Origin of the sequence: Methylococcus sp. S1M (genome assembly GCF_051295855.1) — a bacterium.
GTDB classification, from domain to species: Bacteria; Pseudomonadota; Gammaproteobacteria; order Methylococcales; family Methylococcaceae; genus Methylococcus; species Methylococcus capsulatus.
Map to the genome: position 1 here is coordinate 1 of NZ_JBPDXO010000010.1, position 17,942 is coordinate 17,942.

General features: G+C 63.6%; 13 protein-coding genes and 1 pseudogene. 9 read left to right on the plus strand and 5 right to left on the minus strand.

Translation table 11 applies throughout. The features are described from left to right. The 4 genes and pseudogenes from ACSHWJ_RS14250 to parE all read right to left on the minus strand — a co-directional run. A partial coding sequence (locus ACSHWJ_RS14250) for a transposase (RefSeq protein WP_432539960.1) occupies positions 1-210 on the minus strand: 210 nt, incomplete at its 3' end. Positions 211-345: 135 nt separating this feature from the next. Then, positions 346-447 (minus strand): annotated as a pseudogene (locus tag ACSHWJ_RS14255) (transposase); the annotation flags it as partial. Between the two features lie 7 nt (positions 448-454). After that, the gene (parC, locus tag ACSHWJ_RS14260) at positions 455-2,689 is read right to left on the minus strand and encodes a DNA topoisomerase IV subunit A (protein ID WP_432539959.1); all 2,235 of its coding nucleotides are present in this window, start codon (positions 2,687-2,689) and stop codon (positions 455-457) included. Between the two features lie 19 nt (positions 2,690-2,708). Continuing rightward, positions 2,709-4,595, minus strand: a complete 1,887-nt coding sequence (gene parE, locus ACSHWJ_RS14265; RefSeq protein ID WP_432539958.1) for a DNA topoisomerase IV subunit B — start codon at positions 4,593-4,595, stop codon at positions 2,709-2,711. A gap of 156 nt (positions 4,596-4,751) precedes the next feature. Between parE and ACSHWJ_RS14270 the strand changes: the two genes are divergently transcribed. The 4 genes from ACSHWJ_RS14270 (at position 4,752) to ACSHWJ_RS14285 (ending at position 8,448) form a co-directional block, all read left to right on the plus strand. Continuing rightward, a complete protein-coding gene (locus tag ACSHWJ_RS14270; protein ID WP_010960143.1) occupies positions 4,752-4,982 on the plus strand; it encodes an exodeoxyribonuclease VII small subunit in 231 nt (76 codons plus the stop codon). Beyond that, positions 4,972-5,874, plus strand: coding sequence for a (2E,6E)-farnesyl diphosphate synthase (ispA, locus tag ACSHWJ_RS14275; protein WP_010960142.1), 903 nt, complete (start codon positions 4,972-4,974; stop codon positions 5,872-5,874). Before ACSHWJ_RS14270 ends, ispA begins: the two co-directional genes overlap by 11 nt. A gap of 139 nt (positions 5,875-6,013) precedes the next feature. Then, positions 6,014-7,933 (plus strand): 1-deoxy-D-xylulose-5-phosphate synthase, encoded by a 1,920-nt coding sequence (dxs, locus tag ACSHWJ_RS14280; protein ID WP_010960141.1) that lies wholly within the window; start codon positions 6,014-6,016, stop codon positions 7,931-7,933. After that, the gene (locus ACSHWJ_RS14285) at positions 7,933-8,448 is read left to right on the plus strand and encodes an adenine phosphoribosyltransferase (RefSeq protein ID WP_017365091.1); all 516 of its coding nucleotides are present in this window, start codon (positions 7,933-7,935) and stop codon (positions 8,446-8,448) included. Before dxs ends, ACSHWJ_RS14285 begins: the two co-directional genes overlap by 1 nt. Before the next feature lie 75 nt (positions 8,449-8,523). Here the strand turns inward: ACSHWJ_RS14285 and hpnH are convergent, their stop codons facing one another. After that, the gene (hpnH, locus tag ACSHWJ_RS14290; protein ID WP_432539957.1) at positions 8,524-9,639 is read right to left on the minus strand and encodes an adenosyl-hopene transferase HpnH; all 1,116 of its coding nucleotides are present in this window, start codon (positions 9,637-9,639) and stop codon (positions 8,524-8,526) included. 388 nt (positions 9,640-10,027) lie between these two features. Between hpnH and ACSHWJ_RS14295 the strand changes: the two genes are divergently transcribed. From ACSHWJ_RS14295 to ACSHWJ_RS14315, 5 genes are read left to right on the plus strand one after another with little or no spacing between them, the layout of a single operon-like run. After that, positions 10,028-11,116, plus strand: coding sequence for a phytoene/squalene synthase family protein (locus tag ACSHWJ_RS14295; RefSeq protein ID WP_432539956.1), 1,089 nt, complete (start codon positions 10,028-10,030; stop codon positions 11,114-11,116). A gap of 31 nt (positions 11,117-11,147) precedes the next feature. Then, complete coding sequence (gene shc / locus ACSHWJ_RS14300; protein WP_432539955.1) at positions 11,148-13,112, plus strand: squalene--hopene cyclase; 1,965 nt, start codon at positions 11,148-11,150, stop codon at positions 13,110-13,112. Then, positions 13,109-13,819: a phosphorylase family protein gene (locus tag ACSHWJ_RS14305; RefSeq protein ID WP_432539953.1), complete on the plus strand. Its 711-nt coding sequence runs from the start codon at positions 13,109-13,111 to the stop codon at positions 13,817-13,819. Before shc ends, ACSHWJ_RS14305 begins: the two co-directional genes overlap by 4 nt. Before the next feature lie 8 nt (positions 13,820-13,827). After that, on the plus strand, positions 13,828-16,482 hold the full coding sequence (locus ACSHWJ_RS14310; RefSeq protein WP_432539952.1) for an MMPL family transporter: 2,655 nt from the start codon (positions 13,828-13,830) through the stop codon (positions 16,480-16,482). A gap of 53 nt (positions 16,483-16,535) precedes the next feature. Next, positions 16,536-17,924, plus strand: a complete 1,389-nt coding sequence (locus ACSHWJ_RS14315) for an aspartate aminotransferase family protein (RefSeq protein ID WP_432539951.1) — start codon at positions 16,536-16,538, stop codon at positions 17,922-17,924. The last annotated feature ends 18 nt before the right edge of the window (positions 17,925-17,942 follow it).

The following is a 17,942-nucleotide window of genomic DNA, read 5'->3' on the forward strand; positions in this document are numbered from 1 at the left end:
GTACATCTTCTTCAGCCGGGCATTCTCGGCTTCCAGTTCCTTCATCCGGGCCATCATCGACACGTCCAGGCCGCCATACTTCGCCCGCCACTTGTAAAACGTCGCCGTGCTGATCCCCAATTCCCGGCACAACTCCGGCACCGGCAGCCCAGCTTCAACCCGCTTCAGCGCCTCAATGATCCGGCTGTCCGAAAACTTCGACTTCTTCATGCAGAACTCCCCGTTAACGAGAAAATTCTACTTCTGAACCCCTTCATTGGCCGGGGGGATTACCGTCGTCGAAGGGCGCAGGCGCTTGCCGATCCTCGGCAGCCTCTTCTCGTGGTGCGGCGTCGATCGTCGCCCGGCACGGCAGCGGTTGGCGAGCCAGCCGAAGTGGCGGATGCGCATGAAGCCCTTGGGCAGCACATGCAGCAGGAAACGCCGGAGCGGTTCTTCGCCCGGCAGATTCCGCTTATACCGTCTCCAGCCGCTCCACCCGCTGAAATCCCCGTGGCAGCGGATTGCCGCGCCGCCCTCTCGACCCCCGGTAATGATCCAGGTCAGCTGGCTGCAGTGTGAGGGTGCGCTTGCCGGCGGTGGCGCGCAGCGCCGCGCCGGCGGGCAAGGCGGCCATGGCGACGAGGTAGTCCTGGCGCGCTTCGAGGTCGGCCGGGGTGATCTGGATCAGCTTGCTGCCTTTGCCTTTGTTGAGGCGGGGTATTTCCTCCGCCGGGTAGACCAGCAGCCTCCCTTGCGCCGAAACGAAGGCCAGGCGGTCGCCATCGGGGTTCGCGACACGCAGCGGGGGCATGACCTTGGCGTGATCGGGCACGGTCAGCAGCGTCTTGCCGGAGCGGTTTTTCGATCCCAGTTCACCGAGCTGGACCAGGAAACCGTAGCCGCCGTCGGTGGCCAGCAGATACCAGTCTTCCTCCGAGCCTGCCAGCACGGCGACGAAGATGGCGCCCGGCGGCGGGTTGAGGCGGCCGGTCAGCGGCTCGCCCTGGCCGCGGGCGGAGGGCAGGTCGTGCACGGCCAGGCTGTAACTGCGCCCGGTGGAATCGAGGAAATAGGCGGGCTGGGTGGAGCGGCCCAGTGCGGCGCACAGGAAGCCGTCGCCGGCGCGGTAGCTCAGGGTCGCGGGATCGACTTCGTGGCCCTTGGCCGAGCGTATCCAGCCCTTCTCCGAAAGGACGATGGTGACCGGCTCGCTGGCGATCAGGGCGGTGGTGTCCAGGGCCTGGGATGCCTGGCGGGCGACGATGGGCGAGCGGCGGGCGTCGCCGAATTTCTCGGCGTCCTGCCGCAGTTCCTGCTTGATCAGGGCATCGAGTTCCGTCCGGGAACCCAGGGTTCTTTCGAGCCGGGCGCGCTCCTGTTCGAGCGCCTCCTGTTCACCGCGGATTTTGATTTCCTCCAGCCGGGCCAGATGGCGCAGCCTGAGTTCCAGGATCGCCTCGGCCTGCAGATCGGTGAGGCCGAAACGCGTCATCAGCACCGGCTTGGGCTCGTCTTCGCCGCGGATGATGGCGATGACTTCGTCGATGTCGAGGAAGGCGAGCAGCAGCCCTTCCAGGATGTGCAGCCGCGCCAGCACCTTGTCCAGACGATGCTGGAGGCGGCGACGGACGGTCTCGGTGCGGAAGCTCAGCCATTCCGTCAGGATCTCGCGCAGATTCTTGACCTGGGGCCGGCCGTTCAGGCCGATGATGTTGAGATTGACGCGGTAGGAGCGCTCCAGGTCGGTGGTGGCGAACAGGTGTGACATCAAGGGTTCGACCTCGACCCGCCGGGATTTGGGCATGATGACCAGCCGGGTCGGGTTCTCGTGGTCGGATTCGTCGCGCAGGTCCTCCACCAGCGGCAGCTTCTTGGCCTGCATCTGCGCGGCGATCTGTTCCATCAGCTTGGCGCCGGACACCTGGTAAGGCAGCGCGGTGACGACGATGTTGCCGTCCTCCAGCTCGTAGCGGGCGCGCAAACGCACCGCACCGCTGCCGGTCTGGTACAGCTTCAGCAGCTCCTCCCGCGGCGTGATGAGTTCGGCCTCGTTGGGGAAATCGGGACCGCGGATGCAGCCGCACAGTTCCTCGACCGTGGCTTCGGGCCGATCGATGAGGAGGATGCAGGCCTCGACCACCTCCCGCAGATTGTGGGGCGGAATGTCCGTCGCCATGCCGACGGCGATGCCGGTGGCGCCGTTGAGCAGGAGATTGGGCAGGCGGGCCGGGAGGAGCTGCGGTTCTTCCAGCGTGCCGTCGAAATTCGGCACCCAGTCCACGGTGCCCAGATCCAGCTCGGACAACAGCGACTGCGCATAGGGCGTCAGCCTCGCCTCGGTGTAGCGCATCGCCGCGAACGACTTGGGGTCGTCGGGCGAACCCCAGTTGCCCTGGCCGTCGATCAGCGGGTAACGGTAGGAGAAGGGCTGCGCCATCAGCACCATGGCTTCATAACAGGCCGAATCGCCGTGCGGGTGGTACTTGCCCAGCACGTCGCCTACGGTGCGGGCGGATTTCTTGGGCTTGGACTGCGCCGACAGGCCCAGTTCGGACATGGCGTAGACGATGCGCCGCTGTACCGGCTTTAGGCCGTCGGCGATGTGCGGCAGGGCGCGGTCCAGGATGACGTACATGGCGTAATCGAGGTACGCCTTCTCGGTGAAATCCCGTAAGGGAATGCGCTCGTAATTCGCGACTTCGTTCATGGTGGATGCTTGCCAAGGGTCAGATGTCGGCGAGATTGCCCTTTTCCTCCAGCCAGACGCGACGGTCCCCTGCCCGCCGCTTGGCCAACAGCATGTCGAGGCGCTCATCGGTCGCAGCGGCGTCGTCCAGCGACAACTGCACCAGCCGCCGGGTGTCGGGATTCATGGTGGTTTCGCGCAGCTGGACGGGGTTCATCTCGCCCAGGCCCTTGAAGCGCAGCACATTGACCTTACCCTTGATCTTCTCGGCCTCGATACGATCCAGCACGCCCTTTTTTTCGGCCTCGTCCAGCGCGTAATACACCTGTTTGCCGACGTCGATGCGGTACAAGGGCGGCATGGCGATGAACACGTGGCCGGCCTTGACCAGGGCGCGGAAATGGCGCAGGAACAGGGCGCACAGCAGGGTGGCGATGTGGTTGCCGTCGGAATCGGCATCGGCCAGCACACAGATTTTGCCGTAGCGCAGGCCACTCAAATCGGTGGCACCGGGGTCGACGCCGATGGCCAGGCTGATGTCATGCACCTCCTGCGATGCGAGGATAGCGCCGGATTCCACTTCCCAGGTGTTCAGGATCTTGCCGCGCAAGGGCATGATGGCCTGGAAATCCTTGTCGCGCGCCTGTTTGGCCGAACCGCCGGCGGAATCGCCCTCGACCAGGAACAGTTCGGTGCGGCTGACATCCTGTGCCGCGCAGTCGGCCAGCTTGCCGGGCAGCGCCGGCCCGCTGCTGACCTTCTTGCGGGTGACCCGGCGGGCGGCCCGCAACCGCTTCTGGGCGCTTTCGATCACCAGCTCGGCGATGCGCTCGCCGACCGCGGGATGCTGGTTCAGCCACAGGCTGAAAGCATCCTTCACCACCCCCGAGACGAACGAAGCGCATTCGCGCGAATTCAGCCGCTCCTTGGTCTGGCCGGCGAACTGCGGCTCCTGCATCTTTACCGAGAGGACGTGATTGCAGCGTTCCCAGACGTCGTCCGGCACGATCTTGAGGCCGCGCGGCAACAGATTCCGGTACTCGCAGAATTCCCGCACTGCCTCGGTCAGTCCCGTGCGTAGGCCGTTGACGTGGGTACCGCCCTGCACCGTCGGCACCAGGTTGACGTAACTCTCGGCCACCGGCGCCGCGCCTTCCGGACACCAGAGCACGGCCCACTCCACCGCCTCCTGCCGACCCTCCATCGCGCCGGTGAACGGCTCATCCGGAATGCAGGCGCATCCCTGCAACTGGTCCAGCAGGTACTGCGGCAGACCATTCCGATAACACCAGGTTTCGGTTTCGCCGCTGGCGTCGTCGGTCATCCGGATTTCCAGCCCTGGGCACAACACAGCCTTGGCGCGCAGCAGATGTTTGAGACGCGAGCGGGAAAACCGGGCATTGTCGAAATAATGTGCCTCCGGCCAGAACCGCACCGTCGTACCGGTTGCGCGCCTGGGCGTCGTGCCGGTCTCGGTGAGATCCTCCACCTTTTCGCCCTTTTCGAAAGCGATGGCATGGACTTTCCCGTCACGTCGCACTTCGACCTCCAGCCGCAGCGACAGCGCATTGACCACAGAGACGCCGACGCCGTGCAGGCCGCCGGAATAGCGATAAGCCTTCCGGGAGAATTTGCCGCCGGCATGAAGCCTGGTCAGGATCACCTCGACACCGGACACGCCAAGTTCGGGATGGATGTCCACCGGCATGCCACGGCCATCGTCCCGCACTTCCAGGCCGCCGTCGGCCAGGAGCCGGATCTCGATGAGGCGGGCGAAACCGGCCAGCGCCTCATCCACTGCGTTGTCGATGACCTCCTGGGCGAGATGGTCGGGGCGGGTGGTGTCGGTGTACATGCCTGGCCGGCGGCGGACCGGATCCAGGCCGCTCAGGACTTCGATGGCTGAGGCATCGTAAACTTCGTTCATGGGGTGAGATGGCGATACGGACAGGGTGGAGAGAGACGAGGCGGCCGTCGCGAACCGCGGCGCATTTTAATCAACTTGGCAAGTTTGAGATAATGCCGTGTTCGGCCGCGACGCAAAACCGGCTTCCCTCAGTTTCGACTACCGCGCAGACCTGCCATGGCCCGCAAACCGCCAAGCTTTGAAGAAGCCCTCACCGAGCTGGAGCAGCTGGTGGAACGCATGGAACAAGGCAACCTGCCGCTCGAGGAGTCCCTGAAACTGTTCGAGCGGGGCATCGAGCTCACGCGGACCTGCCAAAAATCGCTGCAGGATGCCGAACAAAAGGTCCAGATCCTGCTAGAGGAAAACAGTTTACCCACTTTGAAGCCTTTTCGTGATGAACCCTGAACGATCTCTGAGCGATTTCATGCGGTCCAGCCAGGAGCGGGTGGAACGAGCGCTGGATGCACGCCTGCCGGCCGCCGACCGCATGCCGGAGCGGCTCCATCAAGCCATGCGCTACTCGGTGCTGGGTGGCGGCAAGCGCATGCGCCCCCTGCTCACCTACGCCACCGGCCAGACCATCGGCGTGGCGGCAGACCTGCTCGACGGCCCCGCCTGCGCGGTTGAATTCATCCATGTCTATTCGCTGATTCACGACGATCTGCCGGCGATGGACGACGACGACCTGCGTCGAGGCAAACCGACCTGCCACAAGGCCTATGACGAGGCCACCGCGATACTCGCGGGAGACGGCCTGCAGGCCCTGGCCTTCCACGTCCTCGCCCAGGATCCCAGCATCGCCGTGCCGGCGGAAAACCGCATCGCCATGATCGAAACCCTGGCAAAAGCCAGCGGCCCCGCCGGCATGGTCGGCGGCCAGGCGATCGACCTGGCTTCGGTGGGTAAGAAGCTGGACCTGCCGGGGCTGGAGAACATGCATATCCGCAAGACCGGCGCCCTGATCCGTGCCAGCGTGCGGCTGGCCTGCCTGGCCCGTCCCGGTCTGCCGGCTGAACAATTCGACCGCCTGGACCACTACGCCAAGTGCATCGGCCTCGCTTTCCAGATCCAGGATGACATCCTCGACGAAGAGAGCGACACCCAGACCTTGGGAAAAACTCGAGGCAAGGACCGCGACCACAACAAGCCCAACTACCCGGCCTTGCTGGGGCTGAGCGGCGCCAAGGAAAAAGCGGAAGAAATGCACGAGGCAGCCCTGGAAAGCCTGGCCGGCTTCGGCCCCGAAGCCGATCTGCTGCGCGAACTCGCCCGCTTCATCATCCAGCGGCAGAGCTAGCGGCGAGCCGCGCTTTCCTTGGGCTTTCCTTGATAAGGAGAGGGTCGCAGTTACATAATTTCCGAGTAACCCACTTTACTTAATTAAGTCTGGACAACCGAAGTCTCCGGCCGGACCGAGCAACCTGGAACGCGATTACATGACCGAAACCAAAAGATATGCCCTTCTCGAAGCGGCAGACCATCCCGCCGCACTGCGCAACCTGCCGGAAGACAGGCTGCCTGAGCTCGCCGAAGAACTGCGGGGCTATCTCCTGGAAAGCGTGAGCCGGTCGGGCGGGCACCTGGCCGCGGGACTCGGGACGGTGGAGCTGACCATCGCCCTGCATTACGTCTTCAACACCCCCGAAGACAAGCTGGTCTGGGACGTCGGCCATCAGGCCTATCCGCACAAGATCCTGACCGGGCGGCGCGCCCGCCTGCCGACCATCCGCAAGAAGGGGGGATTGTCGGCCTTCCCCAATCGGGCCGAGAGCCCTTACGACTGCTTCGGCGTCGGCCATTCGAGCACCTCGATCAGCGCGGCCCTCGGCATGGCCGTCGCAGCCGCGCTGGAACGGCGCCCCATCCATGCGGTGGCGATCATCGGCGATGGCGGCCTCACGGGGGGCATGGCCTTCGAAGCACTCAACCATGCCGGCACGCTGGATGCGAACCTCCTGATCATCCTCAACGACAACGAGATGTCGATCTCGCCCAACGTCGGCGCGCTCAACAACTACCTGGCGAAGATATTGAGCGGGAAGTTCTACTCCTCGGTGCGTGAAAGCGGCAAGCATCTCCTGGGCCGCCACATGCCCGGCGTTTGGGAGCTGGCGCGGCGCGCCGAAGAACACGTCAAAGGCATGGTGGCGCCGGGAACGCTGTTCGAAGAACTGGGCTTCAATTATTTCGGCCCGATCGACGGTCATGATCTGGACACCTTGATCACGACCTTGCGTAACCTGCGGGATCAGAAAGGCCCCCGCTTCCTGCACGTCGTCACCCGCAAAGGCAAGGGTTACGCACCCGCGGAGAAGGATCCCGTGGCCTACCACGGCGTCGGCGCCTTCGACCTCGACGCCGACGAACTGCCCAAGTCCAAGCCGGGAACGCCGAGCTATACGGAAGTATTCGGCCAGTGGCTGTGCGACATGGCGGCGCGCGACCGGCGGCTGCTGGGCATCACGCCGGCGATGCGCGAAGGCTCGGGGCTGGTGGAATTCTCACAGCGCTTCCCGGATCGCTATTTCGACGTCGGCATCGCCGAGCAGCATGCCGTGACATTCGCCGCGGGACAGGCCAGCGAAGGCTACAAGCCGGTGGTGGCCATCTACTCGACCTTCCTCCAGCGCGCCTATGACCAGTTGATCCACGACGTCGCCCTGCAGAACCTGCCGGTGCTGTTCGCCATCGACCGCGCCGGCCTGGTCGGACCGGACGGCCCGACCCATGCCGGCAGCTTCGATCTGAGCTTCATGCGCTGCATCCCCAACATGCTGATCATGGCGCCCTCGGATGAAAACGAATGCAGGCAGATGCTCTATACCGGCTTCATCCATGACGGCCCGGCGGCCGTGCGTTATCCGCGCGGCAGAGGCCCCGGCGTCAGGCCGGAAGAAACGATGACTGCCTTCCCCGTCGGCAAAGGAGAGGTGCGCCTCCGCGGCAAGGGTACCGCCATCCTGGCCTTCGGCACCCCCCTGGCCGCCGCACTCGCGGTCGGCGAGCGGATCGGCGCCACGGTGGCCAACATGCGTTTCGTGAAACCCCTGGATGAGGCGCTTATCCTGGAGCTGGCAGCCACCCACGACCGCATCGTGACCGTCGAGGAAAACGCCATCGCCGGCGGTGCCGGCAGTGCGGTCGGCGAATTCCTCGCCGCCCAGCACTGCGGCATTCCGGTCTGCCACATCGGTCTCAAGGACGAATTCCTCGACCAGGGCACCCGGGAGGAACTCCTGGCCATCGCCGGCCTCGATCAGGCCGGCATCGCCCGATCGATCGACGCATTCATCCAGGCCACGGCTGCCGCAGACAAACCACGGCGGGCCCGCGGCCAGGCCAAGGACAAACACTGATGGACAGGCTGCGCGCGAAAATTCGGGACATCCCGGACTTCCCCAGGCCCGGCATCCTGTTCCGGGACATCACCCCACTGGTCAAGGATCCGGCGGCGCTGAGGCTGGCCATCCACCAGCTCGTCCACCCCTTCGTAGGCGAAGACATCACCGCCGTCGCCGGCATGGAAGCCCGGGGATTCATTTTCGGCGCGCTGGCGGCCTGGGAGCTGGGCGTCGGCTTCGTACCCCTGCGCAAACCGGGAAAACTTCCCTACAACGTCCAGTCCATCGACTACGATCTGGAATACGGTTCGGCCCGCCTGGAAGTCCATCTGGATGCGTTGGGAGTGGGCGACCGGGTGCTGATGGTCGACGACCTCCTGGCGACCGGCGGCACCGCCCGCGCCAGTTGTTCGCTGGTGGAGAGCCTCGGCGCCGAAGTGGCAGCCTGCGCCTTCGTGATCGAGCTGGACGCCCTCGAAGGCCGGGAGGCCTTGCACGGCCGGCGCGTGCATTCGCTGCTGCATTACTGAGCCAACGATAACCGTGCGGATACAAAAAAGCCGGCTTCGAAGCCGGCTTTTTTTGCGGGCGGCCGACCCGGCCGATTACTCGACGGCCTCGATGCGGATCGTCGGACGCGCCTTGACGGGCGCCGCTTCGGACGCGCCGGTTTCGTATTCCGGCTCCGGCTCGGGCGCCATCCTTCCTTCCGTTTTCGGCCCGAACAAAGCGACCCAGGCCGCTTTCCAGGGACGGCGCATGGCGTCTTCCACTGCGCTGGCCTCGTAGCCGCAGTGCGCCATGCAGTTGGCGCATTTCGGATTTTTCGAATTGCCGTACTTGTGCCAGGGGGTCTCCTCCATCAAGGCGCGGAAGGAAGGCGCGTAACCTTCATCCACCAGCAGGTAGCACGGTTTCTGCCAGCCGAAAACGTTCCGGGTCGGGTTGCCCCAGGGCGTGCAGTTATAACTCTGGTTGCCCGCCAGGAAATCGAGATAGAGTCCTGAATGATTCAAACGCCAGCCGCGGCCGCGGCCCAGCTTGAACACCTTGCGGAACAGCTCCTTGCTGTCGCGCATCCGGATGAAAATGTTCTGCTGCGGCGCGTGCTCGTAGCTGAAACCGGGGGCGATGGTCACCCCCTCGACCCCCAGACGCTGGGTGTGATCCAAGAACTCGGCCACCTCCTCGGCCGACTCCCCCTGAAACAGGGTACAGTTGATGGTCACCCGGAAACCCCGGGCAATCGCCATCTCGACGGCTTCGACGGCCCGGTCGAACACACCGGCCTGACAGACCGAGGCATCGTGCCGCTCACGGTTGCCGTCCAGATGGATCGACAGCGTCAGGAACGGGGACGGCTCGTAATCGTCGATCCGTTTCTTGAGCAGCAGGGCATTGGTGCAGAGATAAACGTATTTCTTGCGTGCGATGATGCCGCGCACGATCTCCGGCAATTCCTTGTGAAGCAGCGGCTCTCCCCCTGCGATCGACACGATCGGGGCATCGCATTCGTCAACGGCCTGCAGTGATTCCTCGACGCTCAGGCGTCGGTTCAATATCTCATCCGGATAATCGATTTTCCCGCAGCCGGCGCAGGCCAGGTTGCAACGGAACAGCGGCTCGAGCATCAACACCAGAGGATAACGCTTGACACCGAAAATCTTTTGTTTGAGCAGATACTTCGCGACGGTCAGTTGTTGACGCAGTGGAACGCCCATTCGTTTCTCCTCGATTCTTCAGCTAAGGACGGAACGGGTTGAGACCACCGCTCCGACGACCATTTCATGTCAGCCCTGGCATGCCGACCCAACCATCGCCCGCAAAAGACAGCCTGACGGGATCACAAGGGGACGGTTTCCTAGTCTGGCACTAGGAAATGTGCCCGGATTGTAACAACAATCCTTTTTTCTTGTTCAAAAATGGGGATTGCGGCATTCCCTTGAATGGGAACGCATGTTAGCATCCAGTTGCATATTACTCAACTCATCTTTGATAAAAAAACAACAGAACTTGACTCAAGCCCGCGAACCTGTAGAATTTTATCCCTTTTACAAGGAGTTAGCCCCCGTGGCCGACTCGCGCCCGAGCAACCGACGCCTACCCTAGATGAGCGGAACACCCCCCTCACAGCCCGCCAGACATGAGCATCTGTCGGACGACGAATTCCAGGCCCATTTCCTGGACGGCGTATCCCGTACTTTCGCTTTGACGATCCCGAGGCTGCCGGAAGGTTTGGCCCGTCCGGTATCCAACGGCTACCTGCTGTGCCGTATCGTCGACACCATCGAAGACGAGGTGGCGCTGACATCGACCCAAAAGCGGCGATATTGCGAGCATTTCGCCCGGGTCGTCGCCGGAACGGCACCCGCTGCCCCGCTCACCGACGAACTCTTTCCACTGCTCTCCGACCAGACCCTGGCCGCCGAGCGGGAGCTGATCGCCGCCATTCCGCGCGTCATCAGCATCACCCATGGCTTCGCCGCGCCGCAGCGGGAGGCACTGGCCGAGTGCGTGGCCACGATGTCTAGAGGAATGGCCGAGTTTCAGGACAAGGACCTGCGGCACGGTCTCGAGGACCTGCGACAGATGGGCGATTACTGCTATTACGTCGCCGGCGTGGTCGGAGAAATGCTGACTCGGCTGTTCTGTCACTATTCCCCGGAAATCGCCGCACATCGGTCGCGGCTGATGGAACTCGCGGTGTCCTTCGGACAGGGACTGCAGATGACCAACATACTGAAGGACCTGTGGGATGACCATGCGCGCGGCGTCTGCTGGCTGCCGCAGGAGGTGTTCACGGAATGCGGTTTCTCCCTCACCGAGCTCCGGCCGCACCACGCCAACCCCGATTTCGTCCGCGGCTTCGAGCGACTGATCGGCGTGGCCCACGCCCACCTGCGCAATGCGCTGGAATATACGTTGCTGATCCCGCGCCATGAAACCGGCATCCGCGAATTCTGCCTCTGGGCTCTGGGAATGGCGGTGCTCACGCTGCGCAAGATCCATCGTCACCCCTATTTCAGTGATTCCGCCCAGGTGAAGATCACACGGCAGGCAGTCAGGGCGACGATCGTCACCTCGCGGCTGACCCGCGGCAGCGACACCTTGCTGAAAGCCACGTTCCGGCTCGCCGGTCTCGGCCTGCCCGCCGCGGTGCCTGCCGCTGTGCTGCAGCCCCGGCCCATCGACATTTGAATTCGCACCGAACCGTCAGGAAACATCGCCCATGTTGAGAGAAGCGACAGCAATATCCAACCTCGAACCGCCGCTGACCGCCTCATACGTCGAGTCCCCTCTCGATGCGGCGATCCGGCAGGCCAAGGACCGTCTGCTGAGCCTGCAGCACCTGGAAGGCTATTGGGTGTTCGAACTCGAAGCCGACTGCACCATCCCGGCCGAGTACATCCTGATGATGCATTTCATGGATGAAATCGACGCGGCACTGCAGGCCAAGATCGCCAACTATCTGCGCAGCCACCAGAGCGCCGACGGCAGCTATCCGCTGTTCCGGGGCGGCGCCGGCGACATCAGCTGCACCGTCAAGGTCTATTACGCCCTCAAGCTGGCGGGCGATTCCATCGACGCCCCCCACATGAAGAAAGCCCGTGAGTGGATTCTTGCCCAAGGCGGCGCCGCCCGCTCCAACGTCTTCACGCGCATCATGCTCGCCATGTTCGAACAGATTCCGTGGCGCGGAATCCCTTTCATCCCGGTGGAAATCATGCTGCTGCCGAAGTGGTTTCCCTTCCATCTGGACAAGGTGTCGTACTGGTCGCGCACGGTGATGGTGCCGCTGTTCATTCTGTGCAGTCATAGAGTGACCGCGCGCAATCCATCCCGGACCCATGTCCGCGAACTGTTCACGGTCGATCCGCAGAAGGAGCGCCATTATTTCGACCACGTCAAGACGCCGCTCGGCAAGGCCATCCTCGCGCTGGAGCGGTTCGGACGGATGCTGGAACCCCTCATTCCCAAAGCCGTACGCAAGAAGGCCACCCAGAAAGCCTTCGACTGGTTCACGGCCCGGCTCAATGGCGTGGATGGGCTCGGCGCGATATTTCCGGCCATGGTCAATGCCTATGAGGCGCTGGATTTCCTCGGCGTCCCTCCAGACGACGAGCGCCGCCGACTCGCTCGCGAATCCATCGACCGGCTGCTGGTGTTCCAAGGCGACAGCGTCTACTGCCAGCCCTGCGTCTCGCCGATCTGGGACACCGCCCTCACGTCCCTCACCTTGCAGGAAGTGGCACGTCATACCGCGGACCTCCGGCTCGATGCGGCTCTCAGCAAGGGCCTCAAGTGGCTGGCCTCGAAGCAGATCGACAAGGACGCGCCCGGTGACTGGCGGGTCAACCGGGCCGGTCTGGAAGGCGGTGGCTGGGCGTTCCAGTTCGGCAACGACTATTATCCCGACGTGGACGACAGCGCTGTCGTGGCCCACGCGCTGTTGGGCTCGGAAGATCCCAGCTTCGACGACAACCTGCGGCGGGCGGCCAACTGGATCGCCGGCATGCAGTCCCGCAACGGCGGCTTCGGCGCCTTCGACGCCGACAACACGTACTATTACCTCAATTCCATCCCCTTCGCCGACCACGGCGCCCTGCTCGACCCGCCGACGGCAGACGTGAGCGCCCGCTGCGCCATGTTCCTCGCCAGATGGGTGAACCGGCAACCGGAGCTGCGTCCCGTCCTGGAGCGCACGATCGATTACCTGCGCCGGGAACAGGAAGCCGACGGCTCCTGGTTCGGCCGCTGGGGCACCAACTACATCTACGGCACCTGGTCGGTGCTGCTGGCCTACGAGGCCGCCGGTGTTCCGAACGACGACCCCAGCGTGCGGCGCGCCGTGGCGTGGCTCAAGAGCATCCAGCGCGAGGATGGCGGCTGGGGGGAAGACAACTTCAGCTACCACGATCCGTCGTACCGCGGCCGCTTCCACACCAGCACTGCATTCCAAACCGGATTCGCCCTGATCGCGCTGATGGCGGCGGGCGAAGCCGGCTCACCGGAAGTCCAGGCCGGCGTCGATTACCTGCTCCGCCAGCAGCGGCCCGACGGATTCTGGAACGATGAATGCTTCACCGCACCGGGTTTCCCCCGTGTGTTCTATCTGAAATATCACGGCTACGACAAATTCTTCCCCCTGTGGGCGCTGGCTCGTTACCGTAACGAACGCTACGCCCTGGCGTGATTCGGATAGGTGTCGTCGTCGCCCTGCCGGCCGAAAGCCGTACGCTGACGCGGCGCCCGCTGCGCCGCGGCAAATTGCTCGCCGTCAGAGACACGCTCCATTTCTGCCTGTCCGGCAGCGGTCCGGACAACGCGACGAAGGCCGCACGCCGGCTGGTGGAAGCCGGCTGCAATGCACTGGTCAGCTGGGGATGTGCCGGCGCTCTCGAAGAACATCTGCAAGCCGGTGATCTCATCCTGCCCGCCGAAGTCGTGAACGCCGACGGCACGGTGTGGCCGGCGCATCCCGGCTGGCATCGGGAAGCGGTGCGGTACGCAGAGGCGCTGCCTTGCAGGGTGTCCACCGGGCGGATGACCGCCAGCGGCGGCATCGTCCATGGCCGCGAAGCCAAACGGACGTTGGCGGCCGCCACCGGCGCCGAAGCCGTCGACATGGAAAGCGGAGCCGTGATCCATACCGCCACGGTACTGGGATTGCCGGCCCTGGCGATCCGCGCCATCGCCGACGATGCGGCGACGGCGATTCCCCGCAGCGTGCTCGACGCGCTCGACCCGCATGGCGACACCCGGCTGCCGAAACTGGTCTACAACCTGGCGCGGCGACCGTCGGACATTCCCGACTTGCTCCGCTTGGCCATGGCTTTCAAGGCGGCATCGGCGACCCTTCGCGCAATGGGCCCCCACTTGCACGCTCCCGGAAAATTCTGACTCAAGCAATGTCCAAAGGAAAAAAGACCGCAACGCAGGAAGCCCGGACGAGTTTTCTCATCCGACTGATGCACGGCTGGGAATCCCGGGTGCTGACCCATCCCTGGCTGATCCTGTTCGTCGCGTTTGCCGCCTGCGGCGTGACGCTGCAGTACACGATGAAATACCTGACCGTGAATACCAACACGGCGGACACCCTCTCGACGGAACTCCCGTTCCAGAAGAACAGGATCCGGTTCGAAACGGAATTTCCCCAGGACGTCTCCACCGTCGTGTTACTGGTCGAGGGCAAAACGCCCGAACAGGCGTCGGATGCCGTCGACGCCCTCCAGCAGAAGCTGGCCGGGCAACCGGCAACGATCGAGTCGGTCTATGTGCCCGACGGCGGCGATTTCTTCGCCCGCAACGGACTCCTTTATCTGAACCTGGAAGACCTGGAAAAGGTCAGCCGGGATCTGTCCGCCGCCCAGCCATTCTTCGGACGGCTGGCCGAAGACAACAGCCTCGACGGTTTTTTCGGCATCTATGCCCAGGCGTTGGACGCCAAGGAATCGGACCTCCCGGTGGAACTGGGCGCCTTCACCCGCCGCCTCGACGAGGCATTTCGAGCCGCGCTGGAGCAACGGCCCTACCGCCTGTCCTGGCAACAGTTGATCATGGGGCAAAAGGAAGGCCTCGGTATCACCAAGCGTTTCATCGTCATCCGGCCGAAACTCTTCTTCGAGGAACTGATGCCGGCGGCAAAGGCCATGGCCACCATCGACCGGGCCATAGACGACATCCGCGCCGACACCCTGTCCGACGTCCAGGTACGCAAGACCGGCGAAGTCGTCCTGGAATACGAGGAAATGCTGACGGTGCAGGAAAGCGTCACGGTCGCCGGCCTCGTCTCCACCGTGCTGGTCTGCCTGACACTGTGGTTGGCCTACCGGTCGTTCAGGCTGATGTTCGCCACGTTCCTGACACTGGGCATGGGTTTGGTGTTTTCCATGGGTTTCGCCACCCTGGCGATCGGCCAGCTCAACCTGATCTCGATCTCCTTCACCGTGCTGTTCATCGGCATGGGGGATGCCTATTCGTCCCATTTCTGCCTGCGGTACCGGGAGCTGATCCTGCGCGGCATGCCGCAGCGGGCCGCCTTACGCGAAACCTTCGCGTCGACGGGCTCGGCGCTGCTCCTGTGTACGCTGACCGCTGCCATCGGCCTCTACGCGTTCATCCCGACGGCCTACTCCGGCGTCGCGGAACTCGGCATCATCGCCGGCACCAGCATGTTCATCGCCCTGGCGACCACCTTCACCGTGCTGCCGGCGATCATGAACATATTGCCTTACAAGCCTTCCCGCCGCGCGGTCCAGCACAGACCGCGCGCGTTGACCCGGGCCCTGCTTTCCAACTGGCCGATGCGCTATGCCGGGCCGATCCGGATACTGACCCTGATCCTGGGCGTCGCGGCCGCTGCCCTGCTGAGCCGCATCATGATCGACTTCAATCCGATCAACCTGCGCGATCCGTCCACCGAATCGGTCAAGACTTTCAAGTATCTGCTCAAGTCTCGCGACACCTCGCCAATGACCCTGGCCTCGCTCGCCTCGAACGAAGAGGATGCCCACGCCAGGATTCGACGGTTCGAGGAACTCACTTCGGTCGACAGCGTGCGCAGCATATTCGATTTCGTTCCCGACCGGCAGGACGAAAAACTTGCCGCCATCGCGGATCTGGCGCTGGTGCTCGGACCTCAGCTGCAGAATTTTCCGGCCGCCTCCGAGGCCAAGCCGAACCTGCAGACCCTGGAAAAACTGCATGCCGCGCTGCGCAAGCGCCTCGAAAAAAGCCACGATCCCGATGTCGCCGCGCTGGACGGCAGCCTCGAACGGCTCCTCGAACAACTCCGTGCATCGCCCCCACAGGCGGTTCAGGACCGCCTCGACGCTCTCGAAAAAAGCGTTCTGGGAGGCTTGAGGAAAACCATCACCCATCTGAGTACCAGTCTGGAAGCCGAGCCGATCACTCTGGACTCCCTTCCCGCGGACATCCGCGAGCGCTGGATCAGCAAGGACGGGCTCTACCGCCTGCAGATCTTCCCCAGATACGACCTGAATGATCTGGACAAACTGCGTGAATTCATCCAGCAAGCCCAGACGGTGGACCCCGACGTGACCGACCTGCCGGTGACCTACCTGGAATCGATGAACGCCGTCATCGTCGCTTTCGCCCAGGCGTTCGGCACGGCGCTCGGTGCGATCACGCTTCTGCTGCTGCTGATACTGAGAAACCTCAAGGATACCCTGCTGGTCCTGTTGCCCCTGCTGCTCGCCTCTCTGTTCACCGCAGCCGTGACGGTGCTCATCCACGTGCCCTTCAATTTCGCCAACATCATCGCCCTGCCGCTCCTGTTCGGCCTGGGCGTAGACAACGGCATCCACATGGCGCACCGGCTGCATTACCTGAAATCCACGCACGATGCCTTGCTGGATTCCAGTGAAGCCAAGGGCGTGTTCTACGGCGCTCTGACCACCGTATTCAGCTTCGCCAGCCTCGCCTTCACCCCGCACCCAGGCATGTCGTCCATGGGCATCCTGCTGGCCATCGGCCTGATGCTGTCCCTGGTCTGTGCCCTGATAGTGCTGCCGGCGTTCGCCGCGCGGCGGGTCAAGGTCTGAGGGGCTTGGTGTAGAATGCGAGATTTGACAATTTACCAAACCCGAGGTTGTCGATGTCGAGTCGTATTGCCGACCTGCTGAAGAACCGCAGAGGCGAAAATTTCGATCTGCATGAGAAACATCTCAATACCCAGATGGTCCGGGTGTTGAAGACGATCGGCTACGACCGGGTGTACGTCCGGGCGCAGGGCCCTTACCTCTACGACGATCAGGACCGCGAATACCTGGACCTCCTCAGCGGCTTCGGCGTGTTCGCCCTGGGACGCAACCATCCCCAGGTGGTCGGGGCGCTCAAGGACGTGCTGGATGCCCAGCTTCCCGATCTGGTGCAGATGGACGTATCCCTCCTGAGCGGCCTGTTGTCGGAAAAGATTCTGCAGCGCTGCCCCGGCGACTTGTCGCGGATGTTCTACTGCAACTCCGGCGCCGAAGCCGTGGAAGCGGCCATCAAGTTCGCCCGCTACACCACCAAGCGGGAAAAGATCGTGTATTGCGAACACGGCTTCCACGGCCTCACCCTGGGAGCGCTTTCGCTGAACGGCGAGCAGGTGTTCCGCGACGGCTTCGGCCCGCTGCTGCCGGCCTGCACCGCCGTACCGTTCAACGACCTCGGCGCCCTCGAGGCCGCCCTCCGCCACAACGACGTAGCCGCCTTCATCGTCGAGCCGATCCAGGGCAAAGGCGTCAACCTGCCGGATGACGGCTATCTGGCCGAGGCCGCCCGCCTGTGCCGGAAGTACGGCGCGCTGTTCGTGGCGGATGAGATTCAGACCGGCATCGGCCGCACCGGGAAATTCTGGGCGATCGAACACTGGGGCGTGGAGCCGGACATGATCCTGATGGCGAAGGCACTGTCCGGCGGATTCATTCCGGTCGGTGCCGTCGCCATGAAAAAGCACATCATGGAGGCGGTGTTCAACCGGATGGACCGCGCCGTGGTCCATGGCTCGACCTTTTCCAAGAACAACATGGCGATGGCGGCCGGCATCGCCACCCTCGACGCCATCGAAGAGGAAGGTCTGGTCGAGAACGCGGCGCGGATCGGCGAGCAGATCACTGCCGGAATCCGGGCGATGGCCGACCGGTACGAGCTGCTGCACGCGGTGCGAGGGAAAGGCATGATGATCGCGGTCGAATTCGGCGCGCCGAAGAGCTTTTCGCTCAAGGCCGCCTGGAGCCTCCTGGAAACTGCCAACAAGGGCCTGTTCAGCCAGATGATCACCATCCCGCTGTTCAAGAATCACCGCATCCTGAGCCAGGTGGCGGGGCATGGCATGAACGTGGTCAAGTTCCTGCCGCCGCTGGTGATCGGCCAGAGGGACGCCGACTGGATACTCCAGGCCATGGACACGGTCATCGCCGATTGCCACAAGGTTCCCGGCGCCATCTGGGACCTGGGCAAGAACCTGACCAGCCACGCCCTCAAGACCAAGGCCGGCTGACCCTTCACTCAATCGGAC

Excerpts from the sequence above, each read along its gene's own strand:
- parC (WP_432539959.1), bottom strand. The coding sequence starts at position 2,689 with ATGAACGAAGTCGCGAATTACGAGCGCATTCCCTTACGGGATTTCACC.
- parE (WP_432539958.1), bottom strand. The coding sequence starts at position 4,595 with ATGAACGAAGTTTACGATGCCTCAGCCATCGAAGTCCTGAGCGGCCTG.
- ACSHWJ_RS14270 (WP_010960143.1), top strand. The coding sequence starts at position 4,752 with ATGGCCCGCAAACCGCCAAGCTTTGAAGAAGCCCTCACCGAGCTGGAG.
- ispA (WP_010960142.1), top strand. The coding sequence starts at position 4,972 with ATGAACCCTGAACGATCTCTGAGCGATTTCATGCGGTCCAGCCAGGAG.
- dxs (WP_010960141.1), top strand. The coding sequence starts at position 6,014 with ATGACCGAAACCAAAAGATATGCCCTTCTCGAAGCGGCAGACCATCCC.
- ACSHWJ_RS14285 (WP_017365091.1), top strand. The coding sequence starts at position 7,933 with ATGGACAGGCTGCGCGCGAAAATTCGGGACATCCCGGACTTCCCCAGG.
- hpnH (WP_432539957.1), bottom strand. The coding sequence starts at position 9,639 with ATGGGCGTTCCACTGCGTCAACAACTGACCGTCGCGAAGTATCTGCTC.
- ACSHWJ_RS14295 (WP_432539956.1), top strand. The coding sequence starts at position 10,028 with ATGAGCGGAACACCCCCCTCACAGCCCGCCAGACATGAGCATCTGTCG.
- shc (WP_432539955.1), top strand. The coding sequence starts at position 11,148 with ATGTTGAGAGAAGCGACAGCAATATCCAACCTCGAACCGCCGCTGACC.
- ACSHWJ_RS14310 (WP_432539952.1), top strand. The coding sequence starts at position 13,828 with ATGTCCAAAGGAAAAAAGACCGCAACGCAGGAAGCCCGGACGAGTTTT.
- ACSHWJ_RS14315 (WP_432539951.1), top strand. The coding sequence starts at position 16,536 with ATGTCGAGTCGTATTGCCGACCTGCTGAAGAACCGCAGAGGCGAAAAT.